Source organism: Neisseria sicca 4320, from assembly GCF_000193735.1.
Lineage (GTDB): Bacteria > Pseudomonadota > Gammaproteobacteria > Burkholderiales > Neisseriaceae > Neisseria > Neisseria sicca_E.
In genome coordinates, this window is the sequence record NZ_AEPF01000053.1 from 1 (window position 1) to 17,839 (window position 17,839).

Below are 17,839 nucleotides of genomic sequence, written 5' to 3' on the forward strand. Positions count from 1 at the left end.
CATGGGCGGGCGCGGCATAAACGGGAGCCTGAGAGGCGGTGGCGCGGGTGATGCGGACTTTTTCCTCGCCTTCGGTCACTTCGATTTCGGCGATACCTGATTCTTCTACTAAATCAATCAGTTTTTTTAACTTGCGCAAATCCATTTTCGTTCCTTTACGATACGGCCAAAATGTTGTGAAGCGGCCGTGTTTGTTGCGGGATATTTCAGAAAACAACCGGCCTGCGGCAACGGCGCAAACCGGACAGTATTTTGTTGCATAAAGGGGCATTCTCAGGAACAGAAACCCCGTAAATGAATTTGACTATTTTCCCGAACTTGCCGACAAATGTCTAGCAAAATCTTGAAAAAAGGCGGTTTTTGAACGAAACGGGCAGATTCGGAGATTTCGTCAAAATGTACGTTTTCCTAACGAGTGTTTATTCTAGTTTGTTGGTTTATGAAGGGAAAAGGTCGTCTGAAAATTCAGGCCGGGATGCCGATAAACCATTTTGCCTGCTTTCAGACGACCTTCTGATATTAATGGGGATTTAAGGAGGAGAATTTCTTATCGAAGGGGAGGAGCGGATTGGGTGATAACCTAACTGATCTTCTGGTTTTTGGCTTATGCGGAAATGAATGGCGACAGTTTGGTTTGCAAGAGATTTATGGGCGCGGTGGTAAAGGTCGTCTGAAAACTGATTTTCAGACGACCTTTGCATTTTGAATTATTCCCCGTCTTTAACCGGATGATCGGGCAAGTACACATCGAAGCGGGTGCTTTTGCCTGTGTATTGGTAGGCGGGTTTTTCGCCGTTGAGAAACTCGCCGAGGCGCGGGCGTTTGACGACGACTCGTTTTTTCGCAACGGCGCGGGCGGCGGCAAGCAGCTCGGCTTCTTTTGGGGCGGCACCGACGACGCTGTGGAAATACGCCATTTCTTTTTTGACGGCGGCGGATTTTTTGGCGTTCGGGGTACATGGGGTCGAGGTACACGATATCGGGGCGCGATTGGGCGGCGAGTTCCCGCATCAACTCGACGGCGTTGCCATAATGAAAAGTAATGCGGCGGGCGATGTCTTGAATTTCAGGCTCTTGCAGCGCGCGTTCGAGGCCGTCGGCGAGCAGGCAGGCGACGGCGGGATGCTGCTCGAAGGTTTGGACGTTCAAACCGAGCGAAGCGAGGACGAAGCTGTCGCGCCCGAGTCCGCCGGTACAGTCCCAAACGGTCGGTTTGGCCGTATGGTTCACCGCTTTGGCAATCAGTTCGCCGCCGCCTTTGGTACGCCGGTATTGGGCTGCACCACCGCCGAAATCGACGCGGACGCGCCCCTTCTCCTCCGCGCGGCACAAGCTGACGCCCTCCGCATCGGCAAACAGGTATTCGCCGCTGTCGGGCGGGCAGGTCAGGGTAGGGAGTTTGAATTGCTGCACTAAAAGGCGGACGTGTTCGGTGGCGGTGTCGGAGAAACAGACGGCGGGTATGGCGTGGGTATGCAAATCTTTTGGGGCAGACATTTTCAGACGACCTTGGATTATGGATTGTCAACAATATGAACCGTATTTTTGTTGAATTATCGAATTTTTCACTGCGATTCATTCTCAGATAACGCTATAATATGCCTAATATTCTTTTGAATCCATCAGCGTTTGTCTTTCCGATGGGCTTTCAGACGACCCTCCTCTTTTTCTTCTCCATTCAGTAAAGGAAAATCATGAGCTTCAAAACCGATGCCGAAATCGCCCAATCCTCCACCATGCGTCCGATTGGCGAAATTGCCGCCAAGCTGGGTTTGAACGTTGACAATATCGAACCCTACGGCCATTACAAAGCCAAAATCAATCCTGCCGAAGCGTTCAAACTGCCGCAAAAACAAGGCCGTCTGATTTTGGTTACCGCCATCAACCCGACTCCGGCGGGCGAAGGCAAAACCACCGTGACCATCGGTTTGGCGGACGCATTGCGCCACATTGGCAAAGATTCTGTTATCGCCCTGCGCGAGCCTTCTTTGGGGCCTGTGTTCGGCGTTAAAGGCGGCGCGGCGGGCGGCGGCTATGCCCAAGTCTTGCCGATGGAAGACATCAACCTGCACTTCACCGGCGACTTCCACGCCATCGGCGCGGCGAACAACCTCTTGGCCGCTATGCTCGACAACCACATCTACCAAGGCAACGAGTTGAACATCGACCCCAAACGCGTGCTGTGGCGGCGCGTGGTCGATATGAACGACCGCCAGTTGCGCAACATCATCGACGGCATGGGCAAACCCGTTGACGGCGTGATTCGTCCCGACGGCTTCGACATCACAGTCGCCTCCGAAGTCATGGCGGTATTCTGCCTTGCCAAAGACATCAGCGATTTGAAAGAACGTTTGGGCAACATCCTCGTCGCCTACGCCAAAGACGGCAGCCCTGTTTACGCCAAAGATTTGAAAGCCCACGGCGCGATGGCGGCATTGCTCAAAGACGCCATCAAGCCCAACTTGGTGCAAACCATCGAAGGCACGCCTGCCTTCGTACACGGCGGCCCGTTCGCCAACATCGCCCACGGCTGCAACTCCGTTACCGCCACCCGATTGGCGAAACACCTTGCCGATTACGCCGTAACCGAAGCAGGCTTCGGCGCGGATTTGGGCGCGGAAAAATTCTGCGACATCAAATGCCGCCTTGCCGGTTTGAAACCCGACGCAGCCGTCGTCGTCGCCACCGTCCGCGCCTTGAAATACAACGGCGGCGTAGAACGCGCCAACCTCGGCGAAGAAAACCTCGAAGCCTTGGCAAAAGGCCTGCCCAACCTGCTGAAACACATTTCCAACCTGAAAAACGTATTCGGCCTGCCCGTCGTCGTCGCCATCAACCGCTTCGTGTCCGACTCCGATGCCGAGTTGGCAATGATTGAAAAAGCCTGCGCCGAACACGGCGTCGAAGTTTCACTGACCGAAGTGTGGGGCAAAGGCGGCGCGGGCGGCGCGGATTTGGCGTGCAAAGTCGTCAACGCCATCGACAACCAACCGAATAACTTCGGCTTTGCCTACGATGTTGAGTTGAGCATCAAAGACAAAATCCGCGCCATCGCCCAAAAAGTGTACGGGGCGGAAGACGTCGATTTCAGCGCGGAAGCCGCCGCCGAAATCGCCTCGCTGGAAAAACTGGGCTTGGACAAAATGCCCGTCTGCATGGCGAAAACCCAATATTCCCTGAGCGACAACGCCAAACTTTTGGGCTGCCCCGAAGGCTTCCGCATCACCGTGCGCGGCATCACCGTTTCCGCCGGCGCAGGCTTCATCGTCGCCCTGTGCGGCAACATGATGAAAATGCCCGGCCTGCCCAAAGTCCCCGCCGCCGAGAAAATCGACGTGGACGCAGACGGCGTGATCCACGGCTTGTTCTGATTTGAATCGGATGTGAAGTAAAACAGCGAAAAGGTCGTCTGAAAACGGTTTTCAGACGACCTTTTATTATTTGGAGTGGTTTAAACTCAACCGAGACAACCCTTAGGGAGGGCTTCGCCCGCGAATCTTCCTCTGATGAAAAGGTCGTCTGAAACGATAAAGCAAACTCGCACATTCATTTTCAGACGACTATTTTTATGGTTTTCATCTTAATCCTGCTTTTGTAAAAGCGTTTGTTTTTATAGTGAATCTGCCTTTTCAGACGACCTTATACGCAGCCAAATGCCCGCCTGTCCCGAACCACTGCACCGTTTGTCCGAAACACGTTATACTTCCGAATTAACTATCTGCCCAACCCGCTTCAGGAGAACACCATGCCCGAACAAAACCGCATCCTTTGCCGCGAACTGAGCCTGCTCGCTTTCAATCGCCGCGTTCTGGCGCAGGTGCAGGATGAAAACGTGCCACTTTTGGAACGTCTGCGGTTTTTGTGCATCGTGTCTTCCAACCTCGACGAGTTTTTCGAGGTACGCATGGCGTGGCTCAAACGTACGCAAAAAATAAATCCGCACGAGCGTTTGGACAACGGCACCACGCCGTCTGAAACCATTGCCGCCGTCTCCGCCGAGGCACAAGCATTGATACAGGAACAATACCGCCTGTTCAACGAAGTTTTGCAGCCCGAATTGAGTAAAGAAGGCATCCACTTCTACCGCCGCCGCAACTGGACGCAAGGGCAGCAAAAATGGATTGAGCAGTATTTCGACGCCGAACTGCTGCCCATCCTCACCCCCATCGGACTCGACCCGTCGCACCCCTTCCCGCGCCCGCTGAACAAATCGCTCAATTTCGCCGTAGAGCTTGAAGGTACGGACGCATTCGGCCGCCCTTCCGGTATGGCGATTGTGCAGGCACCGCGCATCCTGCCGCGCGTCGTTCCTCTGCCTGCCGAGTTGTGTGAAGGCGGCAGCGGCTTCGTCTTCCTTTCCTCCATTCTGCACGCCCATGTCGGCAAGCTCTTCCCCGGCATGACGGTCAAAGACAGCCACCAGTTCCGACTCACCCGCGACAGCGACCTGACGGTTGATGAAGAAGATCTCAAAAACCTGCGTGCCGCGGTTCAAAACGAATTGCGCGATCGCGAATACGGCGACGGCGTTCGCCTCGAAGTCGCCGACACCTGCCCGCCCCACATCCACGACTTCCTGCTCGCCCAGTTCAAACTGACCCCCGCCGAGCTTTACCAAGTCAAAGGCCCGGTCAACCTCGTGCGCCTCAATGCCGTGCCCGATTTGGTTGACCGCCCGGACCTCAAATTTCCGCCGCGCGTGGCAGGTCGTCTGAAAGCGCTGCGCAAGACAGGCTCTATTTTCAAACTGGCGAAACAGTCCCCGATCCTGCTGCATCATCCGTATCAGTCCTTCGATCCCGTCGTTGAAATGATACGCGAAGCTGCCGCCGACCCGGCCGTCCTTGCCGTCAAAATGACCATCTACCGCACAGGCAGCAATTCCGAACTCGTCCGCGCCCTGATGAAAGCCGCCCTTGCCGGCAAACAAGTAACCGTCGTCGTCGAACTCATGGCGCGTTTTGACGAAGCCAACAACGTCAACTGGGCGCAACAGCTTGAAAACGCAGGCGCACACGTCGTTTACGGCGTATTCGGCTACAAAATCCACGCCAAAATGGCACTCGTCATCCGCCGCGAAAACGGCGCGCTCAAACGCTACGCCCACCTCGGCACCGGCAACTACCACCAAGGCACATCGCGCATCTACACCGACTTCGGCATCATCACCGCCGACGACCAAATCACCGCCGACGTAAATACCATTTTTATGGAAATCACAGGCTTGGGCAAACCGGGTCGTCTGAACAAGCTCTACCAAAGCCCGTTCACCCTGCACAAAATGGTCATCGACCGCATCGAGCGCGAAATCCAACACGCCAAAGCAGGCAAACCCGCCCGCATCCGCGCCAAAATGAATTCGCTGATTGAGCCGAGCGTCATCGACGCCCTCTACCGCGCCAGCAGCGCAGGCGTACAAATCGACCTTATCGTGCGCGGCATGTGTACCCTGCGCCCCGGTGTCAAAGGTCTGTCCGAAAACATCCGTGTCCGCTCCCTTATCGGCAGACAGCTCGAACACTCCCGCGTGTACTGCTTCCACAACAACGGCGCAGACGACACCTTCATCTCCAGCGCAGACTGGATGGGGCGCAACTTCTTCCGCCGCATCGAAGTCGCCACCCCCATCACCACGCCCGAACTCAAAGCCCGCGTCATCCACGAAGGCATCGAAATGGCGCTGCAAGACAACACCCGCGCATGGCTGATGCAGCCCGACGGCAGCTACACCCGCGCCCAACCCGAAAACGGCGAACCCGCATTCAGCCTGCAAGAAAGCTTGTGGGAAATGTACGGCAGATAAAGCGCGGCAACACAAAAGGTCGTCTGAAAGATTGATTTCAGACGACCTTTTATCTTTGTAACCTGTTTTTAGATGACGTGAAAGTAATAGTGGGGTAGGGCAGCGTAGCGTGGGCTTCGCCCGCGAAAAAAAACAACGCCATATATCTCACGACTCGGAAACCAAACCATCAATCCCGTGGGCAAAGCCCACGCTACAATGCAGCAGGCATCGCAACGCCCTACCCGCCGCCGCGTTGGATTTGTCCATCAAGGAAAGTTTGTGTATTTCATGAAGAAGTTGTTTGCCTATCTCGGATTCACGTTTCTTCAGCCATAAAAATTTAAAAAGGTCGTCTGAAACCTATATCACATGGTTTCAGACGACCTTTTATCTTTTCCATCCGTTTTTCAGACGATCTTACAGTAAGAATATCGTTGCCAGTCCCAAGAAAATCAGAAAGCCGCCGGAATCCGTTACCGCCGTAATCAGCACCGAGCTGCCCAAGGCGGGGTCGCGACCGTATTTTTCCATGATGACGGGGATGAGTACGCCGACTGTGGCGGCGAGTAAGAGATTCATCGTCATCGCGGCGACCATCACCAAGCCGATGCCGATGCTGCCGTACAGCAGCCATGACACGACGCCCATGACCGTTCCCCAGATAATGCCGTTGACCAAGGCGACGCCGACTTCTTTTTTCAACAAACGTCCCGCCTGCATCCCTGTCAACTGCCCCATCGCCATCGCGCGGACAATCATGGTGATGGTTTGGTTGCCGGAGTTGCCGCCGATACCGGCGACGATGGGCATCAGCGCGGCGAGTGCGACGATTTTCTCGATACTGCCTTCAAACGCGCCGATGACGCGGCTGGCGAGGAAGGCGGTGCAGAGGTTGACGGCAAGCCACATCCAGCGGTTTTTTACCGAATCCCACACGGGCGCAAACAAATCTTCCTCTTCCTGCAAACCCGCCATGTTCAACATATCCGCTTCCGATTCTTCACGGATAACGTCCACCATCTCGTCGATGGTAATCCTGCCGATGAGCTTTTTGTTTTCATCAACGACGGGCGCGGTGACCAAGTCATAGCGTTCGAACGCCTGCGCCGCCTCTTCCACGTCGTCTTCGGGACGGAAGCGCACGACTTCGGTCGCCATCACGTCCGCCACCAAGTCTTCGGGATCGGCAACCAAAAGTTTGCGGATGGGCAGCACGCCTTGCAGGATGTCGTTTTCATCGACCACGAAAATCTTGTCGGTATGGTCGGGCAGGCTCTCGAAACGGCGTAGGTAACGCAGCACCACTTCGCAGGCAACATCGGCGCGGATGCTGACCAATTCGAAGTCCATAATCGCACCGACTTGGTTGTCTTCATACGACATCGCTGCTTTGACTTGGGCGCGCTCTTCTTCATCGCGCGTCTGCAAGGCTTCATAGACCACTTGGTGCGGCAGATCGCCCGCCAGCTCCGCCAGCTCGTCCGCATCCAAATCATCGACCGCCGCCAACAGCTCGTCTTTGTCCATCGACTCGATCAGCGTTTCGCGCACCGCGTCGGAGACTTCCAGCAACACTTCGCCGTCGTCTTCGGGCGTAACCAACAGCCAAACGACATTACGTTCGCGCGGCGGCAACGACTCCAACACTGCCGCCACGTCGGCAGGGTGCAGCTCGTTCAAAAGGACGGTCAGCTCGGTGAATTTGTCGCGCAGCGTCTCATCTTCAATCGGCACACCTTCCTCAATTTGCGGGAAGGCGGGCGAGAGGATTTCGCACAGCGCGTGGATACGGTCGAAATCGGCGGAAACGCGCTCTACGTCGCTTTCGATACCGTCGTTTTCAAGGTTCGGAGGGGTTTGTTCGATGCTCATAAATGCTCCGCCCGCCGCATGCGGGAGGGCATTTCGGCGGGATGGTTATCGTGTATTTCGGGATAAGCCGGAAGGGAAGTTCAGTAAAAACGAACTGGGAAGGTCCATAAAAAAAGCCTGCTGATTCAGGCGTCGTGTTGGAAACGGAGTGTATTTTACCCTGTTTTAAGTCGGTTTACTATTTTAAACGGTGTTTTAAACGGTGTATTGAAAAAGGCCGTCTGAAAACTGCCTGTGGGATTTTGCTCTTTTTCGGGCAAAGGCAGGACATGTGTTCTGTAAATAGGGGAAAAGAAAGCTTGCTATTCTGTTTGATGTAAGACAGATTTGGGGTGTGCAACAGTTGTCTATTTGCAGCCGTCGTGGATAGAATGGGTGGAATTTTACGTACGGTCAAGATGGCTTTTTCCTATGTTTATCGGTATTACGCTTTCAGACGACCCTTCTTTTATTTCTCGAATTCCCGACTAACGTAAGGTCAGTTGAACGATTAACACGGTTTCAGGTCAATATTTAAAAAATTTATCTACTTCTTTACAAAAAACGAAAGGACTACCTCATGTCGGACAATACGCAAACAACACGGCAGGGCTTGCCCTCTCTGCCGAAAAGCACGATTTGGATGCTCAGTTTCGGTTTTCTCGGCGTTCAGACGGCCTTTACCCTGCAAAGCTCGCAGATGAGCCGCATCTTCCAGACGCTCGGCGCCGACCCGCACAGCCTCGGCTGGTTCTTTATCCTGCCGCCGTTGGCGGGGATGCTGGTGCAGCCGATTGTCGGTCATTATTCAGACCGCACTTGGAATCCGCGCTTGGGCGGCCGCCGTCTGCCGTATTTGCTTTACGGCACGCTGATTGCGGTCATTGTGATGATTTTGATGCCGAACTCGGGCAGCTTCGGCTTCGGCTATGCGTCGCTGGCGGCCTTGTCGTTCGGCGCGCTGATGATTGCGCTGTTGGACGTGTCGTCGAATATGGCGATGCAGCCGTTTAAGATGATGGTCGGCGACATGGTCAACGAGGAGCAGAAGGGCTACGCCTACGGGATTCAGAGCTTCTTGGCGAATACGGGTGCGGTTGTGGCGGCGATTCTGCCGTTTGTGTTCGCGTATATCGGTTTGGCGAACACTGCCGAGAAAGGCGTCGTGCCGCAGACCGTGGTCGTGGCGTTTTATGTGGGTGCGGCGTTGCTGGTGATTACCAGCGCGTTCACGATTTTCAAAGTGAAGGAATACGATCCGGAAACCTACGCGCGCTACCACGGCATCGACGTGGCGGCGAATCAGGAAAAGACCAACTGGATCGAACTCTTGAAAACCGCGCCTAAAGCGTTTTGGACGGTTACTCTGGTGCAGTTTTTCTGCTGGTTCGCCTTCCAATATATGTGGACTTATTCCGCAGGCGCGATTGCGGAAAACGTCTGGCATACGACCGATGCGTCTTCCGTAGGCTATCAGGAAGCGGGCAACTGGTACGGTGTATTGGCGGCGGTGCAGTCGGTTGCAGCGGTGATTTGTTCGTTTGTATTGGCGAAAATCCCCAACCGATACCATAAGGCGGGTTATTTCAGCTGCCTGGCTTTGGGCGCGCTCGGCTTTTTCTCCGTATTCTTCATCAGCAACCAATACGCGCTGGTGTTGTCTTACATCTTAATTGGTATTGCTTGGGCGGGCATCATCACTTATCCGCTGACGATTGTGACCAACGCCTTGTCGGGCAAACATATGGGCACTTACTTGGGCTTGTTTAACGGCTCCATCTGTATGCCCCAAATCGTCGCTTCGCTGTTGAGTTTCATATTGTTCCCGATGATGGGCGGTTTGCAGGCCAATATGTTCTTGGTAGGGGGTGTCGTCCTGCTGCTGGGCGCGTTTTCCGTGTTCCTGATTAAAGAAACACACGGCGGCGCATAATTTTCTTCATTTATCGGCAGGAGGGTCGTCTGAAACTTCTGCCGACGCTTTATCCGATTGAATAAGACAAACCGTATTTCAAAACGGTTTGCCATAAAACCATCAAAACAGGAGCTTTACGATGTACACAAGAATCATGGAAATCAGCCCTTGGACGCTGCGTTCGGCAAAACTGGAAAAAGAACACAAACGGCTGCAAGAGAGCCTGACCAGCTTGGGCAACGGCTATATGGGTATGCGCGGCAGCTTTGAGGAAACCTATTCCGCCGACAGCCACTTGGGCACCTACATCGCCGGCGTGTGGTTCCCCGACAAAACCCGCGTCGGCTGGTGGAAAAACGGCTACCCCAAATATTTCGGCAAAGCCATCAACGCGCTCAATTTCAGCAAAGTCAAAATCTTTGTCGATGGGCAGGAAGTGGACTTGGCGAAAAACGACGTTGCCGGCTTCTCCGTCGAACTCGATATGCAGCACGGCGTGTTGCGCCGCTCGTTCACCGTATTCGGCGTGCGTTTCGATGTGTGCAAATTCCTATCCGTCGCGCAAAAAGAACTGGCTCTCATCCGCTGGGAAGCCGTATCCGTTGACGGCAAAACCCACCAAGTCCGCATCGATTCCATCATCGACGCCGACGTGAAAAACGAAGACTCCAACTACGAAGAAAAATTCTGGCAGGTATTGGACAAAGGTGTTTCAGACGACCGCTCCTACATTGCCACCCAAACCGTCGCCAATCCCTTCGGCGTGGAACAATTCATCGTCAACGCCGAGCAAACCTTCGCCGGCAGCTTCAAAGCCCTCGGCGGCAGCCAAACCGACTGGCAGGTCTCTAATTCTTTTGAAGCCGAAGTCGGCGGTACGCCCGAAACCTTTGAAAAACGCGTGATTGTTACCACCAGTCGCGATTATCAAGGCTTGGAAGCGGTGAAAGCCGCAGGCCGCGCCTTGTCGGAAAAAATCGCAGGCTTTGCGTTTGAAACCTTGCTGGACGCGCACAAAGCAGGCTGGCTGCACCGTTGGGAAATCGCCGACGTGGTCATCGAAGGCAGCGACGAAGCGCAGCAGGGCATCCGCTTCAACCTGTTCCAACTGTTCTCCACCTACTACGGCGAAGACGCGCGCCTGAACATCGGCCCCAAAGGCTTTACCGGCGAAAAATACGGCGGCGCGACCTATTGGGACACCGAAGCCTACGCCGTGCCGCTCTACCTCGCACTGGCGGAACCCGAAGTTACCCGCAACCTGCTGCAATACCGCCGCAACCAACTGCCGCAGGCGCAACACAACGCGCGCGAACAGGGCTTGGCGGGCGCACTCTATCCGATGGTGACGTTTACGGGCATCGAGTGCCACAACGAATGGGAAATCACCTTCGAGGAAATCCACCGCAACGGCGCGATTCCTTACGCCATCTACAACTACACCAACTACACCGGCGATGAAAGCTATCTTGCCAAAGAAGGCTTGGAAGTCTTGGTCGAAGTGTCCCGCTTCTGGGCTGACCGCGTCCACTTCTCCAAACGCAACGGAAAATACATGATTCACGGCGTAACCGGCCCGAACGAATACGAAAACAACATCAACAACAACTGGTACACCAACACCCTCGCCGCATGGGTATTGGACTACACCCGCGAAGCCTTGGCGAAATACCCGCGTCCGGATTTGAACGTGAGTGCCGCCGAGTTGGAAAAATGGGCGGACATCAGCGCGAATATGTACCGTCCGCATGACGAAGAACTCGGCGTATTCGTCCAACACGACGGCTTCCTCGACAAAGACATCCGCCCCGTGTCCGCGCTTTCGCCCGACGATTTGCCGCTCAACCAGAAATGGTCGTGGGACAAAATCCTGCGTTCGCCCTTCATCAAACAGGCGGACGTGTTGCAAGGCATCTACTTCTTCGGCGACCGTTTCAATATGGACGAAAAACGCCGCAACTTCGACTTCTACGAACCGATGACCGTGCACGAAAGCTCGTTGTCGCCGTGTATCCACGCCATCCTCGCCGCCGAACTGGGCAAAGAAGAAAAAGCCGTGGAAATGTACCAGCGCACCGCCCGCCTGGACTTGGACAACTACAACAACGACACCGAAGACGGCCTGCACATCACCTCCATGACCGGCTCGTGGCTCGCCATCGTCCAAGGTTTCGCCCAAATGAAAACCTGGGGCGGCAAACTCAGCTTCGCACCGTTCCTGCCGAGTGCGTGGACAGGCTACGCCTTCCACATCAACTACCGCGGCCGTCTGATTAAAGTCGCCGTCGGCAAAGAAAACGTCGTCTTCACCCTGCTCAAAGGCGAGCCGCTCGAATTGCAGGTGTACGGCAAAGACATCACACTCGACGGCAGCCACACCGTTGCGTTAAACAAATAAGGAGGATGCAAAATGACTTTCACCGCAGTCCTTTTTGACCTCGACGGCGTCATCACCGACACTGCCGAATACCACTACCGCGCATGGAAAAAGCTTGCCGAAGAACTGGGCATCAGTATCGACCGCAAGTTTAACGAGCAGCTCAAAGGCGTGTCGCGCGACGATTCGCTCAAACGCATCCTCGCGCACGGCGGCAAAACCGTCGGCGAAGCCGAGTTCGCCGAACTGACCCGCCGCAAAAACGACAACTACTTGGAGATGATTCAGGCAGTCAAACCCGAAGACGTGTATCCCGGCATTTTGCCGCTGCTGGAAGCATTGAAAGCAAACGGCAAAAAAATCGCCCTCGCGTCCGCCAGTAAAAACGGCCCGTTCCTGCTGGAACGCATGGGGCTGACCCACTTCTTCGACGCCGTCGCCGACCCTGCCGCTGTCGCGCATTCCAAACCCGCCCCCGACATCTTCCTCGCCGCCGCCGAGGGCGTGGGCGCAGACATCCGCCGCTGCATCGGCATTGAAGACGCAGCAGCAGGAGTAGCCGCCATCAAAGCATCCGGCGCCTTACCCATCGGCGTGGGCAAAGCCGAAGACTTGGGCAGCGACATCGCGCTGGTGTCCGGCACCGCCGAGCTGACCTACGCCTACCTGCAAAACGTGTGGGCACAGTCGGGCAGGTAAAGCGCGTCAGGTAAAGTGTTAAGGAAGTAAAAAGGTCGTCTGAAAACCAGAATTTTGGTTTTCAGACGACCTTTCTCATTGGAAAAATATTTCTAGCGTTTCAAAGCCAGCGTCAATACGCCCGCCGTAACCAGCCCCAGCCCTATCCATTCCTGCGTGCTGGGGCGTTCGTCCAGAAAGACCACCGCCATCAGCGCGACCAATACCAAGCTGAATTTATCGACGGGGGCAACTTGCGAGGCGTTGCCCAGTTGCAGGGCTTTGAAGTAGGCGAGCCAGGATGCGCCGGTGGCGAGACCGGAGAGAATCAGGAAAGTCCAGTTTCTTCCTGTGAACCCGTTCACGCCCTGCCATTTGCCGGTATAGGTCAGGAATAAAACCAGCGCGGCGAGGATGACCAGCGTGCGGATAAAGGTGGCAAAATCCGAATCGATGCCCTGTAAGCCCATTTTGGCGAAAATCGCCGTCAACGAGGCAAATCCTGCGGAAGCTAATGCCCAAAAAAGCCATGCGTTGCCGCTCATGTTTGTCCTTTCTGAATCAAAATCCGACCTTATGGGGGATGGGAGAGATATTATTGGGCGTCCCCATATTATATCTATCTGATGGAGAGAATGTTTTCCATCATACCACCGGATAGGGTGGTTTTAAACGGAAAAGGCCGAATCCCTGTTTTCGGGTTCGGCCATTTTGACGGTGAGGGATGGTCTGAAATTTTATCGGCGCTATTGGGCGGAATCTGTTTTCAGACGACCTATTGTCTGTCAGATAACTTTTTCTTTAAATTCGGGCTTTTTATCGATAAAGCCGTCAATCGGCGCGTAGCCTAGGAAGTCGGCGTTTTCATCCATGACGACAATCCAGTTTTTGATTTTCCCGCTGGTAAGCGGCAGGAAAAACAGAGGTTTGTCGGTTTGTTTGACGGAAGCGGTTTTGAGGATGTCCGCTTCGCTCATGTTGCGGGCGATGGCAAGTTGTACCAAGGGTTTCATCGCACTGCGGATTTTCGCGCGTTCGGCAGGGCTGTCGGGCTGCCACCAATTCGGGCGCATACTGGGTTCTATGCCTTTGAGGGAAAGACTGAGGCTTTCGTTGGCTTCTTCGATGGATGCAGGATCGCGCAGGGCGACGCGTTCGATACCGAACCACGGCAGCTGACGCATGTCTTCAGGGGCTTTTGCTAAATCCGCTTCGTCGATTTCAGCGGCGGTAACAATGTTGATGCGGTCTTTTTCAAAGGCTGCAACGACAGGGCGCGCTAAGGAAACGCTGTGTAAGCCGTAAACCAGCGCGGCAAGCTGGATGATGCCGACCAAAGAAAAATCGGTAATGCGTTCGCGCAGTTTTTTCTTTGGGCTGGCGAGAATCAGTGTCAGAAGGGGGCCGCAGACAATATCGACAGAAACGACGAGTGTGTACAAATTCAATCCGCCCGTCAGTTCTGAATAGGGGTAGGGATACCAGACAGCGAAGACCAAAAGTGCCGCGAGGCCTGCAAGAATCAGGCTGACGACAAGATGCCAGCCTGCGTTTTTGAGGGCAAAACGCCAACGTGGGGGAGTTTGGGTATTTTCCATTTGTTGTTTCCGTAATGTAATTATTGAGGGAATTATTTTTGAAGGTCGTTATTATATCTGAATATGACCGGCAACATAGCGTTTCATGTTGCAAAACGTGAGAGATGTGGTGTGGCAGCAAAAGAATTGGCATACAAAGGTCGTCTGAAAACGGATTTGGGTTTTCAGACGACCTTTTGGTTTTTTAGGCTTACAGACCGAATAGGGCAGTGTCGCCTTTACCTTGGCGGATGAGTTCTGTGCCGTCGGTCATGTCGATGACGGTGGTCGGCTCGGTGCCGCACCAGCCGCCGTCAATCACCAAATCGACGGCGTGTTCGAGGCGGTCGCGGATTTCGTAAGGATCGGTCAGCGGCTCGTCGTCTTCAGGCAGCATCAGGGTGCAACTGAGCAGCGGCTCGCCCAATTCCTGTAACAGGCTCAAGGCGATGTTGTTGTCGGGAACGCGCAGGCCAATGGTTTTGCGTTTTGGGTGCAGCGTGCGGTTGGGGACTTCTTTGGTCGCTTGCAGGATGAAGGTGTAGCTGCCCGGGGTGGCGGCTTTGAGCTGGCGGAACTGGGCGTTGTCGACTTTGGCGTAAGTGCCCAATTCGCTCAAATCGGCGCACATTAGGGTCAGGTGGTGTTTCAAGTCGATTTTGCGGATGGCGAGGATGCGTTCCATCGCGGCTTTGTCGCCGAGTTTGCAGCCGAGCGCGTAGCAGGAGTCGGTGGGGTACACGACGACCCCGCCGCTGCGGACGATATCGGCGGCTTGTTTGATCAGGCGTTCCTGCGGGTTGTGGGGGTGAATGGCGAAGAATTGTGCCATGACGGCTTTCCTTTTGGCAGTTTGTGTTGCCGATATTTTAAAACCGATGCTTTGAAATGACAAAAGGTCGTCTGAAAATACGGTTTCGGAACGGAAGCCGCGTTTTCAGACGACTTTGTGTTTTGGATACGAATCAGGCTTCGGGACGCAGCCACATCCAGACAGCGACGCAGCCGCAGCCCAATGTGGATGCTGCGCCTATCCACCATTGTTCGGGAAAGCGCCAAAACATGAAGATGCAAGATAGGCTCATCATGCTGATGGCGAAGATTTTGGCTTTGCGCGGGACGGCGCCGTTGTTTTCCCAGTTTTGCACCATAGGACCGAAATAGCGGTGTTGGTGCAGCCAGCGGTGGAAGCGGGGCGAGGCTTTTGCCCAGCAGGCGGCGGCAAGGATGATGAAGGGGGTGGTGGGCATAATCGGCAGAAAAATGCCGATGATGCCTAAGAGAAAGGAAACTGCGCCGCAAAAGATGAGTAAGTAGCGAATCATATTGTTGTTTTGTTGTAGGTTTTATTCGGATTCTTTGATTTTGCCGTGATCAAACGGGCAGCGTGGGATGTCGAGCTTGTCCCAGCCTTCGTGTCCCATTTTTTCGAGCAGGGCGATGTTGCGCTCGAAAATGGCGGAGGCATCGGGAAAGGCTTGTGCGGCTTTGGCGATGCTGTCTTCGCGGATGAGGTGCAGGGTGGGGTAGGGCGAGCGGTTGGTGTAGTTGCCGATGTCGTCTGAATCCGTGCCTTCAAATTGGAAATCGGGATGAAACGGGGCAATTTGGACTATGCCTTCCAAACCGTTGTCCACAACGGCAGCATCGGCGATGTCGAGCATTTGGTTGAAGGTGTCGAAGTCGGGGAACAGGGTCGGGTGGACAAGCAGGGTGGTTTCCAGCCCGTCGGCGGGCGTGTCGCCCAAAAGCTGCAATTCGCGGTCTAGGTCTTCGAGGAAACCGTCCAGATGGCGGGCTTGGCTGACGCTGATGCGCACGAGGTTTTTGACGTGCGGCGCTTTGGCGAAGGGGCAGAGGTTGAGCCCGATGACGGCTTTTTCTAGCCATTGGCGGGTGTGGTCGGTTACGGTGGCTGAGTCGGGGGTAGTCATGCGGGAATTTTGGATTTAATTTAATTAAAAATAATTCTCAAAAAGTATAGCAAATAACATGGGTTTTAGGCAAAGGGCATGGGTGTGCGGATAGGGAAAATTGATGTGTGGTCAGTATGTAACAGGTCGTCTGAATATTTTTTGTTTATGAAGAAAACCATAGCTGAAAACAACGAAAAAAAGAAGAAATTTCCCTGTCTAACCTATTGCGCCGACAGGGATTTTGCCGTTTAATGCGAACCTGCTGAATCAAGGGCCCGAGGCATATGCCGGCCGCCCCCACAGTTAACCTTTTGTATGTGGACAGTTCGTATAACCCACTGCCACCGCTGCAATGTTTTCCTCTTTCGCAAAAGGACTGTATCCATGAAAAAAACTTCAATGGCGGCGGCACTCATCGGCCTCGTCTTGACTGCATGCAGCGGCGGACAACAAACCGCCGCAGAATCTTCCGCACCTTCCTCTCCCGCCGCCTCCGACAAGCTTAATATCTACAACTGGTCGGACTACGTCGACCCCGCCACACTCAACGCGTTTGAAAAAAATACGCGCATCCACGTCCGCTACGACTACTACGACAGCAACGAAGCCCTAGAAGCCAAGCTCTTAACCGGCAAATCCGGTTACGACCTTGTAGCCCCGTCTATTGCCAACGTCGGACGCCAAATCAAAGCCGGCGCGTACCAAAAAATCGACAAAAGCCAAATCCCGAACTACGCCAACATCGATGCCGACCTGCTCGCCATGATGGCAAAAGTCGACCCGGGCAACCAATACGCCGTCCCTTATTTCTGGGGCATCAACACGCTCGCCATCAACAAAAAACTCGTTCAAAAAGCTTTGGGAACGGATCAACTGCCTGAAAACGAATGGGATTTGGTGTTCAATCCCGAATACACCAAAAAGCTGAAATCCTGCGGCATCAGCTATTTTGACAGCGCCATCGAACAAATCCCGCTCGCGCTGCATTATTTAGGCAAAGACCCGAATACCGAAAACCCCGACGACATCAAAGCTGCCGTCAACATGATGAAAAAAGTGCGTCCCGACGTCAAACGCTTCACTTCGTCAGGCTATATTGACGACATGGCGGCAGGCAACCTTTGCGTTTCAGTCGGTTACGGCGGCGATTTGAACATTGCTAAAACACGTGCGCAAGAAGCGAAGAACGGCGTCGAAATCGAAGTTTTAGCACCCAAAAGCGGCGTCGGTATCTGGGTGGATTCCCTGATGATTCCGCGCGATGCCCAAAACACCGCCAATGCGCATAAATACATCAACCACACGCTTGATCCCGAAGTCGCGGCGCAAAACGGCAATTTCGTTACCTATGCCCCAGCCAGCCGCCCTGCACGCGCATTGATGGACGGGAAATATACCGGCGATGCGTCTATTTTCCCAACCAAGGAATTGATGGATAAAAGCTTTATCGTATCGCCCAAATCAACCGATGCAAGCCGCCTGAGCGTCCGTTTGTGGCAATCGCTGAAAGCGGGCAAATAGCGATTTAAGACCTTTGCAAAATTCCCCAAAATCCCCTAAATTCCCACCAAGACATTTAGGGGATTTCTCATGAGCACCTTCTTCCAACAAACTGCACAAGCCATGATTGCCAAACACATCGACCGCTTCCCGCTATTGAAGTTGGATCAGGTGATTGATTGGCAGCCGATCGAACAGTACCTGAATCGTCAAAGAACCCGTTACCTTCGAGACCACCGA

Annotated in this window: 13 protein-coding genes and 2 pseudogenes; 7 read left to right on the forward strand and 8 right to left on the reverse strand. The window is 54.1% G+C overall.

Going from position 1 to position 17,839, the window contains the following annotated elements; translation table 11 throughout:
• Nucleotides 1–145, reverse strand: a 145-nt coding sequence (locus NSCA4_RS12850) for a DUF8684 domain-containing protein (RefSeq protein WP_036538117.1), incomplete at its 3' end; no start/stop codon positions are given.
• 562 nt (nt 146–707) lie between these two features.
• Nucleotides 708–1,464, reverse strand: a pseudogene (locus NSCA4_RS12855) (class I SAM-dependent methyltransferase).
• A 230-nt stretch (nt 1,465–1,694) separates the two neighbouring features.
• Here NSCA4_RS12855 and NSCA4_RS0105110 point away from each other — a divergent pair.
• Together NSCA4_RS0105110 and ppk1 are read left to right on the forward strand one after the other, a co-directional pair.
• A complete protein-coding gene (locus NSCA4_RS0105110) occupies nt 1,695–3,371 on the forward strand; it encodes a formate--tetrahydrofolate ligase (protein WP_016687133.1) in 1,677 nt (558 codons plus the stop codon).
• A 374-nt stretch (nt 3,372–3,745) separates the two neighbouring features.
• On the forward strand, nt 3,746–5,803 hold the full coding sequence (ppk1, locus tag NSCA4_RS0105115) for a polyphosphate kinase 1 (protein ID WP_016687134.1): 2,058 nt from the start codon (nt 3,746–3,748) through the stop codon (nt 5,801–5,803).
• 399 nt (nt 5,804–6,202) lie between these two features.
• Here ppk1 and mgtE read toward each other — a convergent pair whose 3' ends face one another.
• The gene (mgtE, locus tag NSCA4_RS0105120) at nt 6,203–7,657 is read right to left on the reverse strand and encodes a magnesium transporter (RefSeq protein ID WP_016687135.1); all 1,455 of its coding nucleotides are present in this window, start codon (nt 7,655–7,657) and stop codon (nt 6,203–6,205) included.
• Nucleotides 7,658–8,216: 559 nt separating this feature from the next.
• On the opposite strand from mgtE, the gene NSCA4_RS0105125 reads away from it, so the two are divergent.
• From NSCA4_RS0105125 to pgmB, 3 genes are all read left to right on the forward strand, one after another.
• A complete protein-coding gene (locus tag NSCA4_RS0105125; protein ID WP_016687136.1) occupies nt 8,217–9,569 on the forward strand; it encodes an SLC45 family MFS transporter in 1,353 nt (450 codons plus the stop codon).
• A gap of 121 nt (nt 9,570–9,690) precedes the next feature.
• Nucleotides 9,691–11,949 (forward strand): glycoside hydrolase family 65 protein, encoded by a 2,259-nt coding sequence (locus NSCA4_RS0105130; protein WP_029609542.1) that lies wholly within the window; start codon nt 9,691–9,693, stop codon nt 11,947–11,949.
• Nucleotides 11,950–11,961: 12 nt separating this feature from the next.
• Complete coding sequence (gene pgmB / locus NSCA4_RS0105135; RefSeq protein ID WP_016687138.1) at nt 11,962–12,627, forward strand: beta-phosphoglucomutase; 666 nt, start codon at nt 11,962–11,964, stop codon at nt 12,625–12,627.
• A 92-nt stretch (nt 12,628–12,719) separates the two neighbouring features.
• On the opposite strand, the gene NSCA4_RS0105140 is transcribed toward pgmB, so the two are convergent.
• The 5 genes from NSCA4_RS0105140 to NSCA4_RS0105160 all read right to left on the reverse strand — a co-directional run bounded on the left by NSCA4_RS0105140 (nt 12,720) and on the right by NSCA4_RS0105160 (nt 16,117).
• A complete protein-coding gene (locus NSCA4_RS0105140) occupies nt 12,720–13,151 on the reverse strand; it encodes an EamA family transporter (protein WP_016687139.1) in 432 nt (143 codons plus the stop codon).
• 240 nt (nt 13,152–13,391) lie between these two features.
• Nucleotides 13,392–14,204: a hypothetical protein gene (locus tag NSCA4_RS0105145; RefSeq protein WP_016687140.1), complete on the reverse strand. Its 813-nt coding sequence runs from the start codon at nt 14,202–14,204 to the stop codon at nt 13,392–13,394.
• Nucleotides 14,205–14,394: 190 nt separating this feature from the next.
• Entirely contained in the window at nt 14,395–15,015 is a 621-nt protein-coding gene (locus NSCA4_RS0105150; RefSeq protein WP_016687141.1) for an L-threonylcarbamoyladenylate synthase, read from the reverse strand.
• A 133-nt stretch (nt 15,016–15,148) separates the two neighbouring features.
• On the reverse strand, nt 15,149–15,508 hold the full coding sequence (locus NSCA4_RS0105155) for a YbaN family protein (protein WP_016687142.1): 360 nt from the start codon (nt 15,506–15,508) through the stop codon (nt 15,149–15,151).
• Nucleotides 15,509–15,529: 21 nt separating this feature from the next.
• Nucleotides 15,530–16,117, reverse strand: coding sequence for a DUF1415 domain-containing protein (locus tag NSCA4_RS0105160; RefSeq protein ID WP_016687143.1), 588 nt, complete (start codon nt 16,115–16,117; stop codon nt 15,530–15,532).
• 366 nt (nt 16,118–16,483) lie between these two features.
• On the opposite strand from NSCA4_RS0105160, the gene NSCA4_RS0105165 reads away from it, so the two are divergent.
• Nucleotides 16,484–17,620 (forward strand): polyamine ABC transporter substrate-binding protein, encoded by a 1,137-nt coding sequence (locus NSCA4_RS0105165; RefSeq protein WP_016687144.1) that lies wholly within the window; start codon nt 16,484–16,486, stop codon nt 17,618–17,620.
• A gap of 69 nt (nt 17,621–17,689) precedes the next feature.
• A pseudogene (locus NSCA4_RS14570) lies at nt 17,690–17,839 on the forward strand (IS5/IS1182 family transposase); the annotation flags it as partial.

What these genes read in the sequence shown, in the direction of transcription:
- NSCA4_RS0105110 (WP_016687133.1), top strand. Translation starts at nt 1,695, where the DNA reads ATGAGCTTCAAAACCGATGCCGAAATCGCCCAATCCTCCACCATGCGT.
- ppk1 (WP_016687134.1), top strand. Translation starts at nt 3,746, where the DNA reads ATGCCCGAACAAAACCGCATCCTTTGCCGCGAACTGAGCCTGCTCGCT.
- mgtE (WP_016687135.1), bottom strand. Translation starts at nt 7,657, where the DNA reads ATGAGCATCGAACAAACCCCTCCGAACCTTGAAAACGACGGTATCGAA.
- NSCA4_RS0105125 (WP_016687136.1), top strand. Translation starts at nt 8,217, where the DNA reads ATGTCGGACAATACGCAAACAACACGGCAGGGCTTGCCCTCTCTGCCG.
- NSCA4_RS0105130 (WP_029609542.1), top strand. Translation starts at nt 9,691, where the DNA reads ATGTACACAAGAATCATGGAAATCAGCCCTTGGACGCTGCGTTCGGCA.
- pgmB (WP_016687138.1), top strand. Translation starts at nt 11,962, where the DNA reads ATGACTTTCACCGCAGTCCTTTTTGACCTCGACGGCGTCATCACCGAC.
- NSCA4_RS0105140 (WP_016687139.1), bottom strand. Translation starts at nt 13,151, where the DNA reads ATGAGCGGCAACGCATGGCTTTTTTGGGCATTAGCTTCCGCAGGATTT.
- NSCA4_RS0105145 (WP_016687140.1), bottom strand. Translation starts at nt 14,204, where the DNA reads ATGGAAAATACCCAAACTCCCCCACGTTGGCGTTTTGCCCTCAAAAAC.
- NSCA4_RS0105150 (WP_016687141.1), bottom strand. Translation starts at nt 15,015, where the DNA reads ATGGCACAATTCTTCGCCATTCACCCCCACAACCCGCAGGAACGCCTG.
- NSCA4_RS0105155 (WP_016687142.1), bottom strand. Translation starts at nt 15,508, where the DNA reads ATGATTCGCTACTTACTCATCTTTTGCGGCGCAGTTTCCTTTCTCTTA.
- NSCA4_RS0105160 (WP_016687143.1), bottom strand. Translation starts at nt 16,117, where the DNA reads ATGACTACCCCCGACTCAGCCACCGTAACCGACCACACCCGCCAATGG.
- NSCA4_RS0105165 (WP_016687144.1), top strand. Translation starts at nt 16,484, where the DNA reads ATGAAAAAAACTTCAATGGCGGCGGCACTCATCGGCCTCGTCTTGACT.